At 70.3% G+C, this 16880-nt stretch carries 16 protein-coding genes; 6 read left to right on the top strand and 10 right to left on the bottom strand.

Features of this window, described 5'->3' with window-relative positions; all coding sequences use genetic code 11:
* Positions 1 to 126: 126 nt before the first annotated feature.
* The 3 genes from CHC02_RS01525 to CHC02_RS01515 are packed head-to-tail and all read left to right on the top strand — an operon-like array spanning position 127 to position 3001.
* Positions 127 to 1254, top strand: a complete 1128-nt coding sequence (locus CHC02_RS01525) for a GGDEF domain-containing protein (RefSeq protein WP_089389747.1) — start codon at positions 127 to 129, stop codon at positions 1252 to 1254.
* Positions 1247 to 2179, top strand: coding sequence for an iron-sulfur-binding ferredoxin reductase (locus CHC02_RS01520; protein ID WP_089389746.1), 933 nt, complete (start codon positions 1247 to 1249; stop codon positions 2177 to 2179). Before CHC02_RS01525 ends, CHC02_RS01520 begins: the two co-directional genes overlap by 8 nt.
* A gap of 48 nt (positions 2180 to 2227) precedes the next feature.
* A complete protein-coding gene (locus CHC02_RS01515) occupies positions 2228 to 3001 on the top strand; it encodes an enoyl-CoA hydratase-related protein (RefSeq protein WP_089389745.1) in 774 nt (257 codons plus the stop codon).
* A 569-nt stretch (positions 3002 to 3570) separates the two neighbouring features.
* Here CHC02_RS01515 and pyk read toward each other — a convergent pair.
* From pyk to CHC02_RS01500, 3 genes are all read right to left on the bottom strand, one after another.
* Complete coding sequence (gene pyk, locus CHC02_RS01510) at positions 3571 to 5022, bottom strand: pyruvate kinase (protein WP_089389744.1); 1452 nt, start codon at positions 5020 to 5022, stop codon at positions 3571 to 3573.
* Between the two features lie 65 nt (positions 5023 to 5087).
* A complete protein-coding gene (locus tag CHC02_RS01505) occupies positions 5088 to 6017 on the bottom strand; it encodes a universal stress protein (protein ID WP_089389743.1) in 930 nt (309 codons plus the stop codon).
* A gap of 64 nt (positions 6018 to 6081) precedes the next feature.
* Entirely contained in the window at positions 6082 to 6888 is an 807-nt protein-coding gene (locus CHC02_RS01500) for a tetratricopeptide repeat protein (RefSeq protein WP_089389742.1), read from the bottom strand.
* Between the two features lie 101 nt (positions 6889 to 6989).
* Here CHC02_RS01500 and CHC02_RS01495 point away from each other — a divergent pair, with 101 nt between their 5' ends.
* The 3 genes from CHC02_RS01495 (at position 6990) to CHC02_RS01485 (ending at position 8282) form a co-directional block, all read left to right on the top strand.
* A complete protein-coding gene (locus tag CHC02_RS01495) occupies positions 6990 to 7361 on the top strand; it encodes a tetratricopeptide repeat protein (protein ID WP_089389741.1) in 372 nt (123 codons plus the stop codon).
* A 76-nt stretch (positions 7362 to 7437) separates the two neighbouring features.
* A complete protein-coding gene (locus CHC02_RS01490; RefSeq protein WP_089389740.1) occupies positions 7438 to 7863 on the top strand; it encodes a DUF4124 domain-containing protein in 426 nt (141 codons plus the stop codon).
* A gap of 59 nt (positions 7864 to 7922) precedes the next feature.
* A complete protein-coding gene (locus CHC02_RS01485; RefSeq protein WP_089389739.1) occupies positions 7923 to 8282 on the top strand; it encodes a PilZ domain-containing protein in 360 nt (119 codons plus the stop codon).
* Positions 8283 to 9054: 772 nt separating this feature from the next.
* On the opposite strand, the gene CHC02_RS01480 is transcribed toward CHC02_RS01485, so the two are convergent.
* From CHC02_RS01480 to CHC02_RS01450, 7 genes are all read right to left on the bottom strand, one after another.
* Entirely contained in the window at positions 9055 to 10386 is a 1332-nt protein-coding gene (locus CHC02_RS01480) for a DUF58 domain-containing protein (protein WP_089389738.1), read from the bottom strand.
* Entirely contained in the window at positions 10383 to 11393 is a 1011-nt protein-coding gene (locus tag CHC02_RS01475; protein WP_089389737.1) for an AAA family ATPase, read from the bottom strand. Before CHC02_RS01475 ends, CHC02_RS01480 begins: the two co-directional genes overlap by 4 nt.
* Entirely contained in the window at positions 11390 to 12664 is a 1275-nt protein-coding gene (locus CHC02_RS01470) for a DUF4350 domain-containing protein (RefSeq protein WP_089389736.1), read from the bottom strand. The genes CHC02_RS01475 and CHC02_RS01470 overlap by 4 nt, the downstream gene beginning before the upstream one ends.
* Positions 12661 to 14232, bottom strand: a complete 1572-nt coding sequence (locus tag CHC02_RS01465) for a DUF4129 domain-containing protein (RefSeq protein ID WP_089389735.1) — start codon at positions 14230 to 14232, stop codon at positions 12661 to 12663. The genes CHC02_RS01470 and CHC02_RS01465 overlap by 4 nt, the downstream gene beginning before the upstream one ends.
* The gene (locus CHC02_RS01460) at positions 14219 to 15202 is read right to left on the bottom strand and encodes a stage II sporulation protein M (RefSeq protein WP_089389843.1); all 984 of its coding nucleotides are present in this window, start codon (positions 15200 to 15202) and stop codon (positions 14219 to 14221) included. Before CHC02_RS01460 ends, CHC02_RS01465 begins: the two co-directional genes overlap by 14 nt.
* On the bottom strand, positions 15199 to 15951 hold the full coding sequence (locus tag CHC02_RS01455) for an RDD family protein (RefSeq protein ID WP_371921124.1): 753 nt from the start codon (positions 15949 to 15951) through the stop codon (positions 15199 to 15201). Before CHC02_RS01455 ends, CHC02_RS01460 begins: the two co-directional genes overlap by 4 nt.
* A 106-nt stretch (positions 15952 to 16057) precedes the next feature.
* On the bottom strand, positions 16058 to 16813 hold the full coding sequence (locus CHC02_RS01450) for a hypothetical protein (protein WP_089389733.1): 756 nt from the start codon (positions 16811 to 16813) through the stop codon (positions 16058 to 16060).
* Positions 16814 to 16880 lie beyond the last annotated feature (67 nt).

Here is a 16880-nt window from a genome sequence, read left to right as displayed (position 1 = left end):
GGCGCACGCGCCGGCGATCCGACCTTGGTCGGCAGGGGTGGCAAGCGCCCACTTTCCGGTCGGCTAGGCATGCTGTGGCTTTGATAGTAGAGTGAGGGCCAAGTGCCATTACGGGATGGAGCCCCCATGAGCACACCGAGTTCCCCGCTGAAGCAGCGCGCCCTCCAAAAGCTCTTGATCAGGCGGTTCGGCATGGCCCTCGGCACCTACGCGATGGCCCTGCTGCTGCTCTGGCTGACCGTGATCGGCGACTTCTACCATGGTTCCCTGGCGTTGGCGGTTTCCGCCAGCCTGTGCGCCGTGGCCAGCCAGGCGGTGTTCCTCTGGCTGTTCGTCAGCGGCCGCAACCAGCGCTTCGCCGACGCCAGCCTGACCGAGCCGCAGGTGCTGGTGGCGCTGGTCTGGACCACCTTCTTCCTGGCCCACGTCGACAGCGTGCGCGGCACCCTGATGGTGCTCTACGTGCTGATCCTGCTGTTCGGCGTGTTCCAGCTGCAGCCGCGGGTGTTCGCCCGCTGCGCGGGGCTGGCCTTCATCGCCTTCGCCGGCCTCAACCTCTGGGAAGCCTTCCGCCAGCGCCTGGAGCTGCCCGGGCAGGCCGTGCTGCAGTTGCTGGTGCTGTTCAGCGTGCTGGTCTGGCTGACGCTGTTCGCCGGCTATGTGCAGGCCCTGCGCCAGCGCATGCGCCAGCGCCGCTACGCGCTGCAGGCGCACCAGGACACCCTGCGCGGGATGATGCGCCAGCTGGAAGACCTGGTGGCCACCGACGAACTCACCGGGCTGTTCAACCGCCGCCACTTCCTGCGCCTGGCCGGGCGCGCCCTGGACGACATGCAGGCGGACCAGCGCCACGGCCTGGCGCTGATCGACCTCGACCACTTCAAGCGCATCAACGACATCCACGGCCACTCCGCCGGCGACCGCGTGCTGCAGACCTTCGCCGCGGTGGCGCGGGCCTGCCTGCGCCAGGGCGACGTGCTGGCGCGCTACGGCGGCGAGGAGTTCGTGCTGCTGCTGCCCGACGCCGACAGCGACCGCCTCGCCGCCTGCTGCGAACGCCTGCGCCTGGCCTATGCGGCGGCCGAACCGATGGGCGTGGAAGTGCCGGTGCTGAGCCTTTCCGCCGGCATGACCCTGCTGCAATGCGGCGACGACCTCGACGAGGCCTTGCAGCGGGCCGACCAGGCGCTCTACCGTGCCAAACGCAGCGGACGCAATCGCTGCGAGGCGGCATGGGAGGAGAGCGATGCCTGAACTGCGTGCCGGCGGCCGGCACTGGGAAGTGGCCGCCGGGAGCAACCTGCTGGACGCCCTGCGCGCCGAGGGGATCGCCATTCCCTACAGTTGCCGCGCGGGCAGTTGCCATGCCTGCCTGGTGCGCTGCAGCGGCGGCGAGCTGCTCGACGAGCGCCCCGAGGCGCTGGACGCCGCGCGCCGCGCCGAGGGCTGGCGCCTGGCCTGCCAGTGCCGGGTGGTAGAGGACTGCGCCGTGGAGGTCTTCGACCCCCTGCGCGACGGCCTGCCAGCGACGGTCGCCGAGCTGCACTGGCCGGCGGCGGACGTCCTGCGCCTGCGCCTGCAACCCCGGCGGCCCCTGCGCTACCGCGCCGGCCAGCACCTGGTGCTGTGGCTGGGCGAGGTGGCGCGGCCCTATTCCGTGGCCAGCCTGCCGGACGAGCCCTGGCTGGAATTCCACATCGCCTGCCAGGCCCCCGGCGCCTTCTGCGACGCGGCGCGCAACCTGCGGGTGGGCGACGAACTGCACCTGGGCGAGCTGCGCGGCGGCACGCTGCACTACGACCCCGAATGGCAGGAGCGCCCCCTGCTGCTGCTGGCCAGCGGCACCGGCCTGGCGCCGCTGTGGGGCATCCTGCGCCAGGCCCTGGCCGAAGGGCACGAAGGGCCGATCCGCCTGCTGCACCTGGCGCGCACGCCGGCCGAGCACTACCTGGCGGCGGAGCTGGCAGCCCTGGCCGCGGCCCATCCCGACCTGCAGGCGAGCCTGGCGCTGCCGGCCGATCTGGACGCGCATCTGGCGCAATTCCGCCTTGTCTCGCGGCGAAGCATCGCCTTACTCTGCGGCCAGCCCGCCAGCGTCGAGCGCTTCGCCCGCCACCTGTACCTGGCCGGGGTGCCGCGCGGCCAGACCCTGGCCGACCTGTTCCTCTCCCACGCCTGAGCCGGGCCCGCGAACCCGGCCGCCACAGCCTGCTGCCAAGGAGTTGCCATGAGCCAACAGATTCTCGTCGAGCGCGAACAGGGCCTGCTGACCCTGCGCCTGAACCGCGCGGACAAGATGAACGCGCTGACCCGGGAGATGTACGCCGCCCTGGCCGACGCCCTGGAGGCCGCCGAGCACGACCGCGGCGTGCGCGTGGTGCTGATCGCCGGCAACGCCGAGTGCTTCACCGCCGGCAACGACATCCACGATTTCCTCCAGTACCCGCCCTGCGGCCAGGACAGCCCGGTGTTCCGCTTCATGCGCGCGCTGATGGAGTTCAGCAAGCCGGTGCTGGCGGCGGTGGCCGGCCCGGCGGTGGGCATCGGCACCACCCTGCTGCTGCACTGCGACCAGGTCTTCGTGGCCCGCGGCGCCAAGCTGAAGATGCCCTTCGTCAACCTCGGCCTGTGCCCTGAATTCGGCTCCAGCTTCCTGGTGCCGCGCCTGCTCGGCCACGTCCGCGCCGCCAGCCTGCTGATGCGCGGCGACGGCTTCAGCGGCGAGCAGGCGGTGGCCTACGGCATCGCCAACGAGGCCCTGGCCGACGGCGCCGCCGCCCTCGAACGCGCCCGCGAGGCGGCCCGGGCCCTGCAGGCCCTGCCGCCGGCGGCCCTGGCGCTGAGCAAGCGCCTGCTCAAGGCGCCGTACATCGAGGAGCTGCGCAAGGTGGTGGCCCAGGAGGGCGAGCTGTTCGTCCAGCGCCTGAGCTCGCCGGAAGCCCTCGAGGCCCTGGGCGCCTTCACCCAGCGCCGCCAGCCGGACTTCTCGCGCTTCGCCTGAGCTGGCCAGCTGCCCACAGAAACTGTGGGCAGAGCTGTGCATAACCTTGGGGCCAACTGCCCGGGCGCCCGTCGGGCCTGGGTTGCGCGGCGTTGTGCGGTATTTGATCCATCGCCCGTTGCGCCGTCCTCCCGGTTCGTCGCAAGTGCATGATTTCGTGGGATTGTCCGACAGCCGGGCAGCAGGCCGGGCTGTGCGATCAGCGCACGGCGCTTGCCCACAGTAACTGTGGGAAGGGCTGTGGATAAGCTTGGGGCGGAAGCGTTGGAGGCGCGTGGTTGCTGGGTTGCGCGGAGCTGTCCGGGTTTTGACCAGCGTGTCCTGGATGGGGCGGGTTTGCGAAGCCCGTGGGCCGTGGCGATGGGTATCGCTTCGCTCCCTCTATGGCTCTGGCGCGGGGGCGGCGGCGGATAACGCCTGGGGCGTTATGCGCCCTACGGTTCCAGCTTGCGCGCTGCTCTGCCGTAGGGCGCATAACCGTTCGCGGTTATCCGCCGATGGTTCTGGCACCGTTTTCCGCACAATGAAAAAGGCCGCCCGAAGGCGGCCCCTGTATTGCACTGCGCCGATCAGACCAACAGGTCCCCCACGTGCAGCACCTTCATGGTGTTGGTGCCGCCCTGGGTGGTGTAGCTATCGCCCTTGGTCAGGATCACCCAGTCGCCCTTGGTTACCACGCCGCGCTGCAGCAGCGCGTCCACGGCTTCCTGGCTGACGCGCTCCGGCGGCAGCGCGGCGGGGTCGAAGGGGATGGTCTCGACGCCGCGGAACAGCGCCACGCGGGCCTGGGTCTCGCGGTGCGGGGAGTAGGCGAAGATCGGCACCGAGGAGCGGATGCGCGACATGATCAGCGGGGTGTAGCCGCTTTCGGTGAGGCAGATGATCGCCTTGATGCCCGGGAAGTGGTTGGCGGTGTACATGGCCGCCAGGGCGATGCTCTCGTCGCAGCGCTCGAAGGTCTGGCCCAGGCGGTGGCTGGATTTCTGGGTGGTCGGGTGCTTTTCCGCGCCCTGGCAGATGCGCGCCATGGCCTTGACCGCTTCCACCGGGTATTCGCCGGCGGCGCTCTCGGCCGAGAGCATCACGGCGTCGGTGTAGTCGAGCACGGCGTTGGCCACGTCCGAGACTTCCGCGCGGGTCGGCATGGGGTTGTGGATCATCGACTCCATCATCTGCGTCGCGGTGATCACCGCCTTGTTGTAGCGGCGGGCGTGCAGGATGATCTTCTTCTGGATGCCCACCAGCTCGGCGTCGCCGATTTCCACGCCGAGGTCGCCGCGGGCCACCATGACCGCGTCGCTGGCGCGGATCAGGCCGTCCAGCGCCTCGTCGTCGGCCACCGCCTCGGCGCGTTCGATCTTGGCCACCAGCCAGGCCTTGCCGCCGGCCTCGAGGAGCAGGCTGCGGGCGTATTCCATGTCCTTGGCGTCACGCGGGAAGGACACGGCGACGTAGTCCAGGTCCATGCTCGCGGCCAGCTTGATGTCGGCCTTGTCCTTCTCGGTCAGGGCCGGCGCGGTCAGGCCGCCGCCGCGGCGGTTGATGCCCTTGTGGTCGGACAGCGGGCCGCCGATCAGCACTTCGCAGACCAGCTCGTCGGCCTTCACCTGCTTCACCACCATGACCACGCGGCCGTCGTCCAGCAGCAGCTCGTCGCCCACGCCGCAGTCCTTGACCAGGTCCGGGTAGTCGATGCCCACGACTTCCTGGGTGCCGGCGTCGCGCGGGTGGCTGGTGGAGAAGCGGAAGCTGTCGCCCACGGCCAGTTCGATACGCTTGTTGGCGAACTTGGCGATGCGGATCTTCGGCCCCTGCAGGTCGCCGAGCAGGGCGACGAAGCGGCCATGCCTGGCGGCCAGGTCGCGCACCAGCTGGGCGCGGGCACGGTGCTCGTCGGGGGTGCCGTGGGAGAAGTTCAGGCGGGCGACGTCGATCCCGGCGAGGATCAGCTGCTCGAGGACTTCGGGGGACTGGCTGGCTGGGCCGAGGGTGGCGACTATCTTGGTGCGGCGGACGGACATGCGGGACTCCTTGGAAGACGAGCGTGCGGGCCGGCGGCGGGAGCCGGGCCGGCCCGGCGGCCATCTTACCCCTTTTCCGATGACGGTTCGCGTGCCGGCTTGAGCACCAGCAGGTCGCACTCGATTTCTTCCAGCACGCGCTCGGCGGTGTGGCCGATCAATGCGCTTTCCAGCTGGCCACGGGCCACTGCGCCCATCAGCAGCAGGTCGATGCCCTGGTTGCGGACGAACTCGGGGATCACCTCCTCGGGGAAGCCCTGCAGCAGGTGGGTGTCGCCGGCGGCCATGGCCGGGTGGGCGGCCATCAGCAGGTGCAGGGCCTGGCGGTGGTGCGCCTCGGTGGCCTTCAGGTGCTCGTCGTAGCTGCCCAGTAGCTGGGCGTCGAAGGCCAGGGTCTGCGGCAGCGCCACGTAGGCGTGCAGGTAGCTGGCGTGCAGGCCCAGGCGGCGGTTCAGCTCCAGCGCCGTGGCGATCAGCCGGCGGTCCAGCGCCGCCGGCTTGTCGCCCTCGTGCAGCGGGTCGAGGGCGGCGCACAGCTTGCTGCCTTCCCAGGCGCCGTGGTGGACCAGCCACAGCGGCGTCTCGCAGTGGCGGATCAACTGCCAGTCGGTGTTGGTCAGGAACAGCCGCTTGAGCAGGCCGTGGCGGCTGCTGGACTTGAGCACCAGGTCGGGTTGGTGCTCGGCCACGGCGGCGAGTATCTCGCGGTACAACGGCTTGCCCCAGCGGGTGTGGCAGCGCGCGTCGATGCCGGCCTGGCGCAGCGGCGCGGCCAGCTTGTCGAGCCAGTCCAGGCGCTCGGTCTGCTGCAGGATGCGCACCCGCTCCAGCTCGTGCTGCGGGATCAGCAGGCCGTTGTCCAGCGCCGGGTTGTAGTCGCACACCAGCAGGGCCACGCTGGCGCCGCTGCGCTCGGCGATCCACTGGGCGCGGGTGAGGGCGGGCTGGTCGTCGCGGGTGGGGTCGATGACCACCAGCAGGTGCTGCAGTTTCATGGTCGGCTCCTCGCTTGGCTGCTGCCATTGCAGTGCAAGCGTAGCCGGCCCGGCTTGACCTGCGTCAGTCGCCGCCCTGGTTCAGCGCCTGGTCCAGGTGGCGTGCGGCCTTGTTCGCCAGCTCGCCGTCGGGGTAGTCCACCAGCAGGTGGCGCAGGTAGCCGATGGCCTTGCTGCGGCTGGGGTGCGGGTTGTCGGGGGCCATGTGCATCAGGCCCAGCTGGTACAGCGCCTTCTGCTTGATGTCGGCGGGGATGGCCGGGTCGTTGACCGCCAGCAGGTACAACTGCTCGGCCTCGGCGACGCGGTCCTTGAGCACGGCGCGGCGCGACAGCAGGGTCATGTCCGGGTCCAGGCTGGTCTTGTTCAGGTCCAGGTTCTGCTGCGGCTTCCAGGTGGCCAGCAGCTCGCGGGCGTTCTTCTGCACCGGTTCCCTGGCGCGCTGGCGGATCATCAGGATGCGCGCGTCGGCATGGCTGGCCGCGGCGGTGCCGGGGAACTCGCGGTCGATGCGCTGGAAGTAGTCCAGGGCCTTGGCGTCGTCGCGCTGGTCGTTGTAGCGGCTCATGTAGATCAGGCCGATCTGGTACAGGGCGATGGCGCGCACGTCGGGGCTGTAGCGGGTATTGTCGTAGCCGGTGAGGTAGAGCTTCTCGGCCTCGGCGCTCTTGCCGTCGCGGATGGCCTGGGCGCTGTAGGTGAGCAGGTCGCCTTCCTCTTCCACCGCGGCGGTCATGCGGTCGCTCTTGAGCTTCTTGTACTCGGCGACTTCGCCGGTGGTGACCTGGGCGACGAACAGCGGCGTGGTCGGCGAGCAGGCCGCCAGCAGGCCCAGCAGGGCGACCAGGGGCAGGGCGGGGTGCGAGCGCATGGCATCTCCTTGGCGCCGGGGCGTATTCCCTGCGCAGTCTAGTGATGCCCTTCAGCGCGGCCAAGGCGCGCCGATACAGTTCCCAACGGAGGATATGCCCCATGCGAATACTGTGTGTCCTGGCCCTGGCGGCGAGTGTTACCGGCTGCAACAGCTGGTCGACCAACAAGAACCTGGACAGCGCCTACCGCGCCTACGAGCGTGGCGACTGCGAGCAGGTGATGCTCGACCTGTCGCGCGCCGAGCGCAAGAGCCGCGCGCGGCCCTGGCTGCAGCCGGAAATCTCGATGCTCCGCGGCCTGTGCCTGGAACGCCAGAAGTACTACGTCGACGCCGCGCAGACCTACGACTTCATCATCGCCCGCTACCCGGCCAGCGAGTACGCCTACCGCGCCAAGGCGCGCCTGGAGACCCTGCGCCTCAACGGGCGGCTTGGCAGCGGGGCGGCACAACCGTTGCCGGCGCGTCCGTGACCGTCGGTCGTTGCCGGCTTGAGCGGGGTGGGCCGCTCGCTAAGCTCAGGTAGCTGGCTTCAAGGAGGAGGTTGCGATGCGTTCGTTGCTGTGCCTGTGTATGGCCCTGGCCCCCTTGCTGGCAGCGGCCGACATCTATCGCTGGACCGATGCCCAGGGCAAGGTGCATTTCAGCGAAACCCCGCCGCCGGGGGCGCAGCGCGTCGAGGTCAGGCCGCAGGTGGTCGAGCGCGATGCCGCCACGCGCGAGCGCGAGGAGCGTACCCGCCAGTTCTACCAGGCGCGCAGCGAGGAACAGGCCGCCGCGCGCAGCCGCGCCGCCGAGCAGCAGGCCAAGGCGGGCGCCGAGTGCGAGCGCCTGCGCGACCAGTTGGCGACATTGCAGCGCGGAGGTCGCTACTACTCCACAGATACCCGGGGCGAACGCCTCTACTATAGCGACGAGCAGATCGATGCCGCTCGTCGCTCGCTGGCCGCGCGGGTGGCCGAAGGGTGCCGTTAGTGCTGGCCGTGGCGGGGTTGCATCGTCATACTGGGTAAAAATCATAGCGAATAGCCATTATGCGTCATCAACGACACATAGAGCGCCATCAGCTGCCGTACTACCTGAAGGTGTTCAATAGCATCACCGACAAGCCCATGGGCTACCTGGGCAACGTATCGCTGGACGGCATGCTGCTGATCAGCCAGCTGCCGATGCTGGTGGGCGGGCGGTTCGACATGCGCCTGAAGATCCCCGGGCAGGACGGCAAGGTCCAGCACATCGACTTCAGCGGCACCTGCCAGTGGTGCCACGAAGACGTCACCCCGGGCAGCTTCGATTCCGGCTTCAGCCTGGTGGCGCCGCCGCCGGAGTATGTCGAGCTGGTCGAAGCGCTGCGCCGTTATTTCAGTTTTCGCCGCCAGGTGGAGTCGGTCTGAGCCGCGGGATGCGCTGAACCGACCTGGGCGGTAGTTGAAGGAAAGGGAAACATCGGCGGTACGCGAATGATACGTGTAGGAGCGGGCCCTGCCCGCGATTCGCGCGCAGGGCGCGCTCCTACGACGGCCGTGCCACCGGGGCGTCCGGCGGGGCCGGTGAATCCAATCGCGGACTCTGTCCGCGATCATCCGTCGTTGAAAACGGCGGATAACGCCGTAGGCGTTATGCGCCCTACGGGTTTCCAGAGAAACCTCCGAGCGCACCGGAACGCCCCTTCAGAAGGCCGAGCGAAACCGGCGCTCAGGAGGTCATGCGACATGGATGTCGCGAGAGCCCCGATGGGCTACAGGGACGTACCCTCGGGGCGGGCCTCCGTGGCGGGGGAATTCGCGAGGGTAGCCCGGCTCCATCGGGCCCGTATGGCGGGGCAAGCCTTTTTGGTTCCTTTTGTGGCGTTTGACAAAAGGGACTCGCCCGAGGGGGCGAAACAAAAAATCTCCGCAGACTCGGAGCGGCGCGCTACACCAAGCCCCCATGTTTTGTGAGGTTCCCGCGAACGCGGGAACCCAATAGACAGTTGTTCCTACGTTACCGGTTAGCAGCGATTTTCGTAGGACGAGGGGGACGCCTAGTTCTTGCTCGCGAACAAATATGGTGCCATGCGGTTCGCGAGCAAGCTCGCTCCTACGAAGAGCACCTCGGCGCGGCCTGCAAGACAGTTGCTCCTACATCCGTGTTTCCCTGGAACCTACGCGCAATGCAAGGCGCCCGTCACAGCGCTCCGGCGCGTTTCCAGCCCAGGTAGCGGCTGACCAGTTCCGGGCCCAGCTGGCTGGGGCGGGCGTCCAGCACCGGCACGCCGTTGGCCAGCAGCTTTTCGTGCAGGCCGGCGCGGGCGTTCAGGTAGTCCAGGGCGCCGCAATAGGTCAGGGCCTCGTCGTAGCCTTGCACCGGCGCCTGCCGCAACTGGTCGAGCACTTCCTCGCGCAGGCTGGCGACCAGCACGCGGTGCTGGCGGCCGAGGCGGCGCACCGCGCCCAGCAGTTCCTCGTCGTCCTCGTCGCGCAGGTTGGTCACCAGCACCACCAGGGCGCGGCGGCGCTGGCGCGTGAGCAGGGCCTGCACGGCTGCCGCGTAGTCCGCCGGGCGCTGGCTGCTGTCCAGGTCGTACACGGCGTTGAGCAGCGCGCCCAGCTGGGCGTTGCCCTTGGCCGGCGGCAGGTGCCGCGGGCGTTCGCCGGCGAAGGTCTGCAGGCCGACCGCGTCGCCCTGGCGCAGGGCCACGTAGGCCAGCAGCAGGCTGGCGTTGAGGGCGTGGTCGAAGTGCGAGAGGTCGCCGTCCTTGCTGCGCATGTGGCGGCCGCAGTCGAGCAGGAAGAGGATCTGCTGGTCGCGTTCGTCCTGGTATTCGCGGGCGATGGGCGTGCGCTTGCGGGCGGTGGCCTTCCAGTCGATCTGGCGCAGGGTGTCGCCGTCGCGGAACTCGCGCAGCTGGTGGAATTCCAGGCCCAGGCCGCGGCGCTGCCCGGGGCGCACGCCGATGCGGCTGAGCCAGTGGTCCACGGCCATCAGCTCGGCGCCGTAGATGCGCGCGAAGTCGGGGTAGACGCGGGTTTCGTCGCGCACCTCGAGGAAGCGCCGGCCGCGCCACAGGTGCAGCGGGCTGGGCAGTTCCAGCTCGCAGCGGGGGAAGACGAAGTGGCCGCGCTGCAGCGGCCGCACGCGGTAGCCGACCTGGGTGGTCTCGCCCGGGTGCAGTTCCACGGCCAGGGGCAGGTGCTCGAAGTCCATGCCCGCGGGCAGGTGGTCGAACAGCGTGACCCGCAGGCGCTGGCGGAAGCCGTGCTGCAGTTGCAGGCGCACCTCGCTCCAGCGCCCCAGCGGCAGGTTGCCGGCCAACTGGCGTTGCAGGCGCGGGCTGGGCAGGCGGCGCAGCCACAGGGCATCGCCCAGGGCCAGGCCGAGCAGGGCCAGCAGCAGGCCCCACCACAGCTCGTGCAGCCAGGCCGGCGCCGGGCTGCCCAGGGCCGTGGCGCTGCCCAGGCCGATGGCGGCCAGGGCCAGCGCGGCGAGCAGCGCGAGCAGGACGCGCGAGGGCTTCATAGGCGCGGCGCCGGTACCTGGTCGAGCAGCTGTTGCAGCACCTGGTCCACCGACAGGCCCTCGATGTCCAGCTCCGGCGACAGCCGCACGCGGTGGCGCAGCACCGCCAGGGCGCAGGCCTTGACGTCGTCGGGGAGGACGAAGTCGCCGCCGCGCAGCAGCGCGCGGGCGCGGGCGCAGCGCACCAGGGCGATGGAGGCGCGGGGGCCCGCGCCCAGGGCCAGGCCCGGCCAGCTGCGGGTGGTGCGGGCGATGCGCACGGCGTAGTCGAGCACCTGGTCGTCGATGGCCAGGTCGGCGGCGATCTTCTGCAGCGCCAGCACGTCCTTGTCCTTGAGCAGCGGGCGCAGCGGCGCCACCTCGAGCATGTCGCTGCGCGCCGAGCGCGTCACCTGGCTCACCAGGGTCTGTTCCTCGGCCTCCTGCGGGTAGTCCATGCGCAGCTTGAGCATGAAGCGGTCCAGCTCGGCCTCGGGCAGCGGGTAGGTGCCTTCCTGCTCGATGGGGTTCTGCGTGGCCAGCACCATGAACGGCTGCGGCACCGGCAGGGCGCGGCCCTCCAGGGTGACCTGGCGTTCCTGCATGACTTCCAGCAGCGCCGCCTGGGTCTTGGCCGGGGCGCGGTTGATCTCGTCGGCCAGCAGCAGGTTGGTGAAGGCCGGGCCCTTGCGCAGCTTGAACTGCTCGCTGGCCAGGTCGTACACGGCGTGGCCGGTGACGTCGCTGGGCATCAGGTCGGGGGTGAACTGGATGCGCGCGAAGGCGCCGTCGAAGCAACGGGCCAGGGCGCGCACCAGGAGGGTCTTGCCCAGCCCCGGCACGCCCTCGACCAGGATGTGGCCGCCGGCGAGCAGGGCGGTGAGCACGTCGTCGATTACCCCGGCCTGGCCGATCAGGGCCTTCTGCAGTTCGTGGCGCAGGGCCTGGGCCAACTGGCTGGCGCGCTGGCGCTGGGCCGCCGGGTTGGCGGGCGGGGTGGCGCTGGGTTCGGGCGTCTGTTCGCTCATAGGGCATTCCTGAGGCTTTGCAGGTGGGCGACCTGGCGGGTGAATTCGGCGGCGCTCATGCGGGGCGCCGGGTAGGGCCGCATGGCCTGGCTGATGGCGCTGACCGGCAGGCGCGTCATGCGCCCGAGCAGTTGCCACTGTTCGGCGATCGGCAGGCGTTCGAAGCCCGGCTGGCGTTGCCGGGCGCGGCGCAGCACGTCGCGCTGCAGGCCTTGCACCAGGGCCACGTGGCCGCGCTGGCGGAGCAGGAAGTCGGCGCCGGCGCGCAGGTGCTCCACCAGTTGCCGGCGGGCGCGGCTGGGCACCGGTTGCAGCGGGCCCTGGCGCAGGCCGGCGCGCCACAGCGCCAGCGCCAGCAGCAGGGCGAGGGCCAGCAGCGCCTGGGGGTAGTTGCGCAGCAGCAGGTTCAGCAGGCTGTCGCCGTCGGCGCGGTAGACCAGGGTGACGGCGCTGTCCTGGGTCAGGTACCAGAGCAGCCAGGCGTTGTCGTAGGCGTCGAGGTTGGCGGTCTGCCAGATCCAGTTGTCGGTCAGCACCGTGACCAGGCCGTCGCCCAGCTGCAGTTGCAGCAGGTGGGTGGCGTCGTGGCTGTTGGCCCAGGCGTAGGCCAGGTTCTTCGAGTCGTAGAGGTGGTACTCGGTGTCGAAGCCGATGTAGGCCGGGGCCTGCTCGTTCTCCAGGTAGAGCTTGGTCAGGTCCGGGTAGCTGTCCTCGTCCTCTTCTTCCTCGGCCTTGGCCGGGTCCGCCGCGGGGGACGCTGGCTGCTCGACGCCCTTGGGCGGCGGCACCTTGCCCGGCGGCGCGGCCTCGCCGTCGGCTTCGGGCTTGTCGGCGCTGGCGCCCTTGTCCAGGTCCTCGGTGAGGTACTGCTGGATGCCCAGCGGGTCGAGCAGCAGGTCGCCGCTCTTGCCGTCCTTCTCGTCCCACAGACGCTCGGCGGTGACGATCAGGTGGCCGCCGCGGCGCGTCCAGTCGAGCAGGGCGCGGTTCTGCGCGGGGGTGACGTTCTCGCGGCTGCCCAGCAGGACCAGGGTGTGGCCCTGGCTGGGCAGGCCGTCGAGCACTTCCAGGCCCTTGGCGCTGTCGACCTGCAGGCCGCGGCCGCGGAGGAAGCGTTCGGCGGCCAGGTAGGGGTTGGCGCGGGCCTCGGGGGAGGCGCCGTGCTCGATCTTCTCCGGGTAGGGCCGCAGGTTCTGGTACAGGTACCAGGCCACGGCGGCGCCGACCAGCAGCGCCAGCGCGCCGAGCAGCCAGCGGGTGGAGCGGCTCATGCCGGCGCTCCCGGGCCGAACAGCCGGCGCCAGCCGTCGCACAGCGCCTGGCGCAGCTCGCCGGGCGGCGGGCGGTGGCCGTAGGCGAGGGCCTGCCAGTGCAGGGTCAGTTCCCGCGCGTAGCGGTCCAGTTCGGGCTGCTGCAGACCTTCCACCTGGCCCAGCACCTCGCCTTCGGTGCTGGAGTCGCGCAGCGGCACCCGGTAGTCGTGCAGCAGGCGGCTGAGCAGGGCGCGGTAGAGCAGGCCCAGGGCCAGGCGGGGCTGTTCGTCCCAGAGCCGCTCGGCGGCGCCGGCGACGTCCTCGGGCAGGCTTTCGGGGGCCAGTTCCAGGCCGAACAGCACCGCCGGCGTCTCGCGCCGGGTCTTCTGCGGCAGGCCCAGGCGGGTGGCGAACAGGCGCAGCCATTCGCGGTAGCGCCACAGCAGCAGGACCACGGCGGCGATCAGCGCGGCCCACAACAGCGTCTGCAGCGACTGCAGGACCAGGCCCAGCGGCCGCCAGTGGGCCAGGGCGTCGAAGAAGGCCTTGAGGTCGTCCTCGTTGCCCTTGCCGGCCTTCTCCTTGGGCGGCTCGCCCAGGCGCCAGCGGGTGACCGTCTCGCTGTTGCGGAAGGGCGGGGCGTCGAGCAGGGCGTCGACGGCCTGGCGCGACTGCTCGCTGGTCAGCTTCTGGTGCAGCAGGCGCGCGGCCTCGGGGCCGTTCGGGTCCTGGTTGGGGAGGGGGCAGCTGGTGGCGCTTTCCGCGGCCCAGGGCGCGCTGTCGGGCAGCAGGGCCAGGGCGCCGGCGCACACCAGCAGCAGGGCGTAGGCGCTGCCGACCAGGCGCTGGCGCAGGCGGCGGAACACCAGTTCGATGTCCCAGGCCTCCAGCTCGGTGCGGCGGTTGAGGTAGAGGGTGAAGCCGCAGGCCACGTAGACCGGTTCCCAGACCACCAGGACCAGGGCGTAGAGCAGGTTGGACAGGTGCTCCAGCCATTGCCAGTCGCCCTGCAGGGCGTCCAGCAGGGCCTGCCATTTCCAGTCCGACAGCCACTGCTGCGGCAGCATCAGGTAGAGCAGCGCCATCAGCCCCAGGTACAGGGCCAGCTCGAAGTGCATGCCGACCACCGTCAGCCAGGTGGCGCCGCCGGCGTTGCGCTGGCCCAGCACCACCAGGCGCTGGCTGCGCGCCTGGCCGGCGAGGCCTTCGAGCTGCAGCACCGGCAGGTCGAAGCTGCGCGTCGGGCTGAAGCGCCGCCACAGCAGGCTGGGCAGCAGCTGGCGCCGGAGCAGGCCGGGGAAGGCGCGCAGGGCCTGGCGCAGCGTCGGGGTATCGGCGAACAGGGCGCGGGAGAGGATGTACAGCGGCAGGCGCTCGAAGGCCGGCTTCAGCCACCAGAAGACCAGGATGGCCAGGCTGGAGTAGTCCCACAGCAGCAGGCTGAGCAGGGCGAACACCGGCAGCGTCACCAATGCCCAGCTGGCCATCAGCAGCCCGGCGTGGCGCCGCGCCAGGAGCACGCCGAGGTCCAGCGCTTCCCAGGCGCTGCGCGGGCGGATCGCCACGCTGGCGTCAGTCAGGCGCATGGCGCTGGCGTCCGGCGAACAGGAAGTAGCTGCCCACCAGCAGCCAGAGCGCGGCGCCGACGCCGTACTTGACCGTGGCCGGGAAGCGCGTGAGCGAGGACCAGTAGCCCTCGACGAAGGCGGCGGCGAGCAGCAGCAGTATCACCCCGGCGACCAACTGGATGGCCTTGGCCGCCGCCTGCCGCAGCGCCTCGCCGCGGCCCAGGCGCCCGGGGGCGAGCAGCGCCCAGCCGAGCTTGAGCCCGGCGGCGCCGGCGAAGGTGATGGCGGTCAGCTCGAAGGCGCCGTGGCCGATGACGAAGGACCAGAAGGTCTGCACGTAGCCGATCTGCGTCAGGTGGCCGGCCACCGCGCCTATCATCAGGCCGTTGAAGAACAGGAAGAACAGGCTGCCCAGGCCGAACAGCAGGCCGCTGGCGAAGGTCTGGAAGGCGATGCCGATGTTGTTCATCACGTAGAAGGCGAACATCTGCCAGTTGTCCCCGGCGCCGCGCTCGCCGAGCGGGCCCAGGCGCGCGGCGTCGGGGGCGTACATGCTTTCCATCTCCGCCACCCGCTCGGCGCTGAGCACGCTGTAGACCAGGTCGGGGAAACAGTACACCAGCAGGCCCATGACCAGCAGGCTGCCGTAGAACAGCAGGCTGGCGACGGCGATGGCGCGCCACTCTTCGCGCACCAGGCGCGGGAAGCCGGCCAGCAGGAAGCCGATCAGCCGCGCGCCCAGGTGGCTGCGGTGGCGGTAGAACTGCTGGTGGCCGCGCATGGCCAGTTGCTGCAGGTGGTCGATCAGGTGGCTGCTGTAGCCGCGGTCCTGGGCCAGGGCCAGTTGCTGGCAGAGGCTGCGGTAGTCGCTGGCGAAGTCGCCGTCGCGGGTGGATTCCTCGCGCTTGCCGCCCTCCAGCTGTTCCAGGCGCTTGGCGAAGCGCTTCCAGTCGTTGCGGTGGCGTTGCTCGAACAGGCTCTGCTTCATGGCGCCAGGCCTCCGCCGAGCAGGCCGCTGGCGATGCCGGCCAGGCGCGCCTCGGCCTGTTCCGCGGGCACGCCCAGGGGCTCGGCGAGAATCCCCGCCAGTTCCTCGCGGCGTGCCGCCGACAGGCCCGCGGCGCGCTCGCTGAAGCCGGTGACGGCGCGCTGCTCGGCCAGGCTCAGCGGGCACGGCGGCAGCAGCGGCGGCACCTGCGGGACCTGCGGCCGGCTCGGCGGCGGGTCGCGGTAGATCACCAGGGTGCCGGCGGCCAGGTCGCCCAGGCGCTTGAACGCCGGGTTGGACAGGCAGGCCAGCAGGCCCAGGGTGTAGCCGAAGGGCAGGATGTCGGCGAAGCGCAGCAGGTTGCGCAGCAGCGAGGCGGACCAGCCGACCGGCGTGCCGTCGTCGTGGACCACGCGCAGGCCCATGACCTGCTTGCCGGGCGAACGCCCCTGGTTGAGCACTTCGAACAGGACCATGTACCACCAGGTGACGAGGAAGGTGAGCAGCAGGCCGAGGCCGGTGCCGAGCTGGCCGAGGAAGGCCAGCAGGATGTACATCACCAGCATCAGCAGCACGCGGATGCCCAGGTCGATCAGGTAGGCCAGGGCGCGGGCCACCGGCCCGGCCGGGCGCAGCAAAAGGTCGATGCCTTCCGGGGTTTCCACCTGGTAGCGGGTGTCCAGCGGCGGGCTGGCGGGGCGTGGTGGCGCGGCGGCGATCAAGGGCGTTGGCAGTCGCTGAAGGGAAATCCAGATGCTAGGGGCTGTTGGCGTTCCTGCGCAACCCGCTGCGTGTCGAAACGCCAAGCGCTCCGAAAAGCGCCGCCCCGGCGAGGTCGCCGGGGCGGCGCGGGGCTCAGTTGGCCGGCGGCAGCACGCCGAAGATGGTGCGGTAGAGCACGCCGATGGCGATGAAGGCCAGCGGCAGCGTCCACACCAGGCCGACCAGCAGCGGGATGGCGCTGAGCATCATGATCAGGCCGAGCGCCAGGAACAGGCCGAAGACCTTGAACCAGTGCTGGCCGATGGCCTTGCGCGAGGCCTCCATGGCTTGCCAGGGCGTCAGCCCGCGCTCCACCACCAGCGGGATGGCCAGGGCATAGGAGACGCCCAGGTAGATGCCCGGCAGCACCAGCAGGATCAGGCCCAGGTAGGTCAGCACGGTGATCGCAAGGCCGGTGACGAGCAGCGGGACGAACAGGCCGAAGTAGGCGAACAGCTCGTTGATGGTCGCCGGCTGGTCGGCGGCGCGGCGGATGCCGATCATGTTCAGCCCGGCCAGCAGCGGGTAGCAGAGCGCGCCGGCGAGGACGCTGACGAGTATCTGCAGCACGCTGGCTTCGGCGCCGTCGATCAGGCCCAGCAGGCCGAGGACGAAGCCGAGGACGAAGCTCAGCAGGTTGACCGCCACGGCGTAGATGATGGCCGCGACCACCAGCGTGCCCTTCATGCCCTTGACCTTGCGCCAGGCTTCGCCCAGCACGTCGCCGATGCGGAAGTCATAGCCGCGGGCGAGGGCTTCCTCGATGCCGGGCGCGCCCGCGCCCGTGGGGTTCTGTTGCAGCTGGCTGGCCGGTGTCGCGTAGGGGTTCTGTTCGAGTTCCTGGTTCATATGAGCCAATCCTTGGTGATGGTGAAAGAAACCGCGCCTACACCATAACCGATAGCGAGCTTCCGGG

Source organism: Pseudomonas delhiensis, assembly GCF_900187975.1.
Classification (GTDB): Bacteria; Pseudomonadota; Gammaproteobacteria; order Pseudomonadales; family Pseudomonadaceae; genus Pseudomonas; species Pseudomonas delhiensis.
This window is presented reverse-complemented; position numbering and strand designations above follow the sequence as displayed.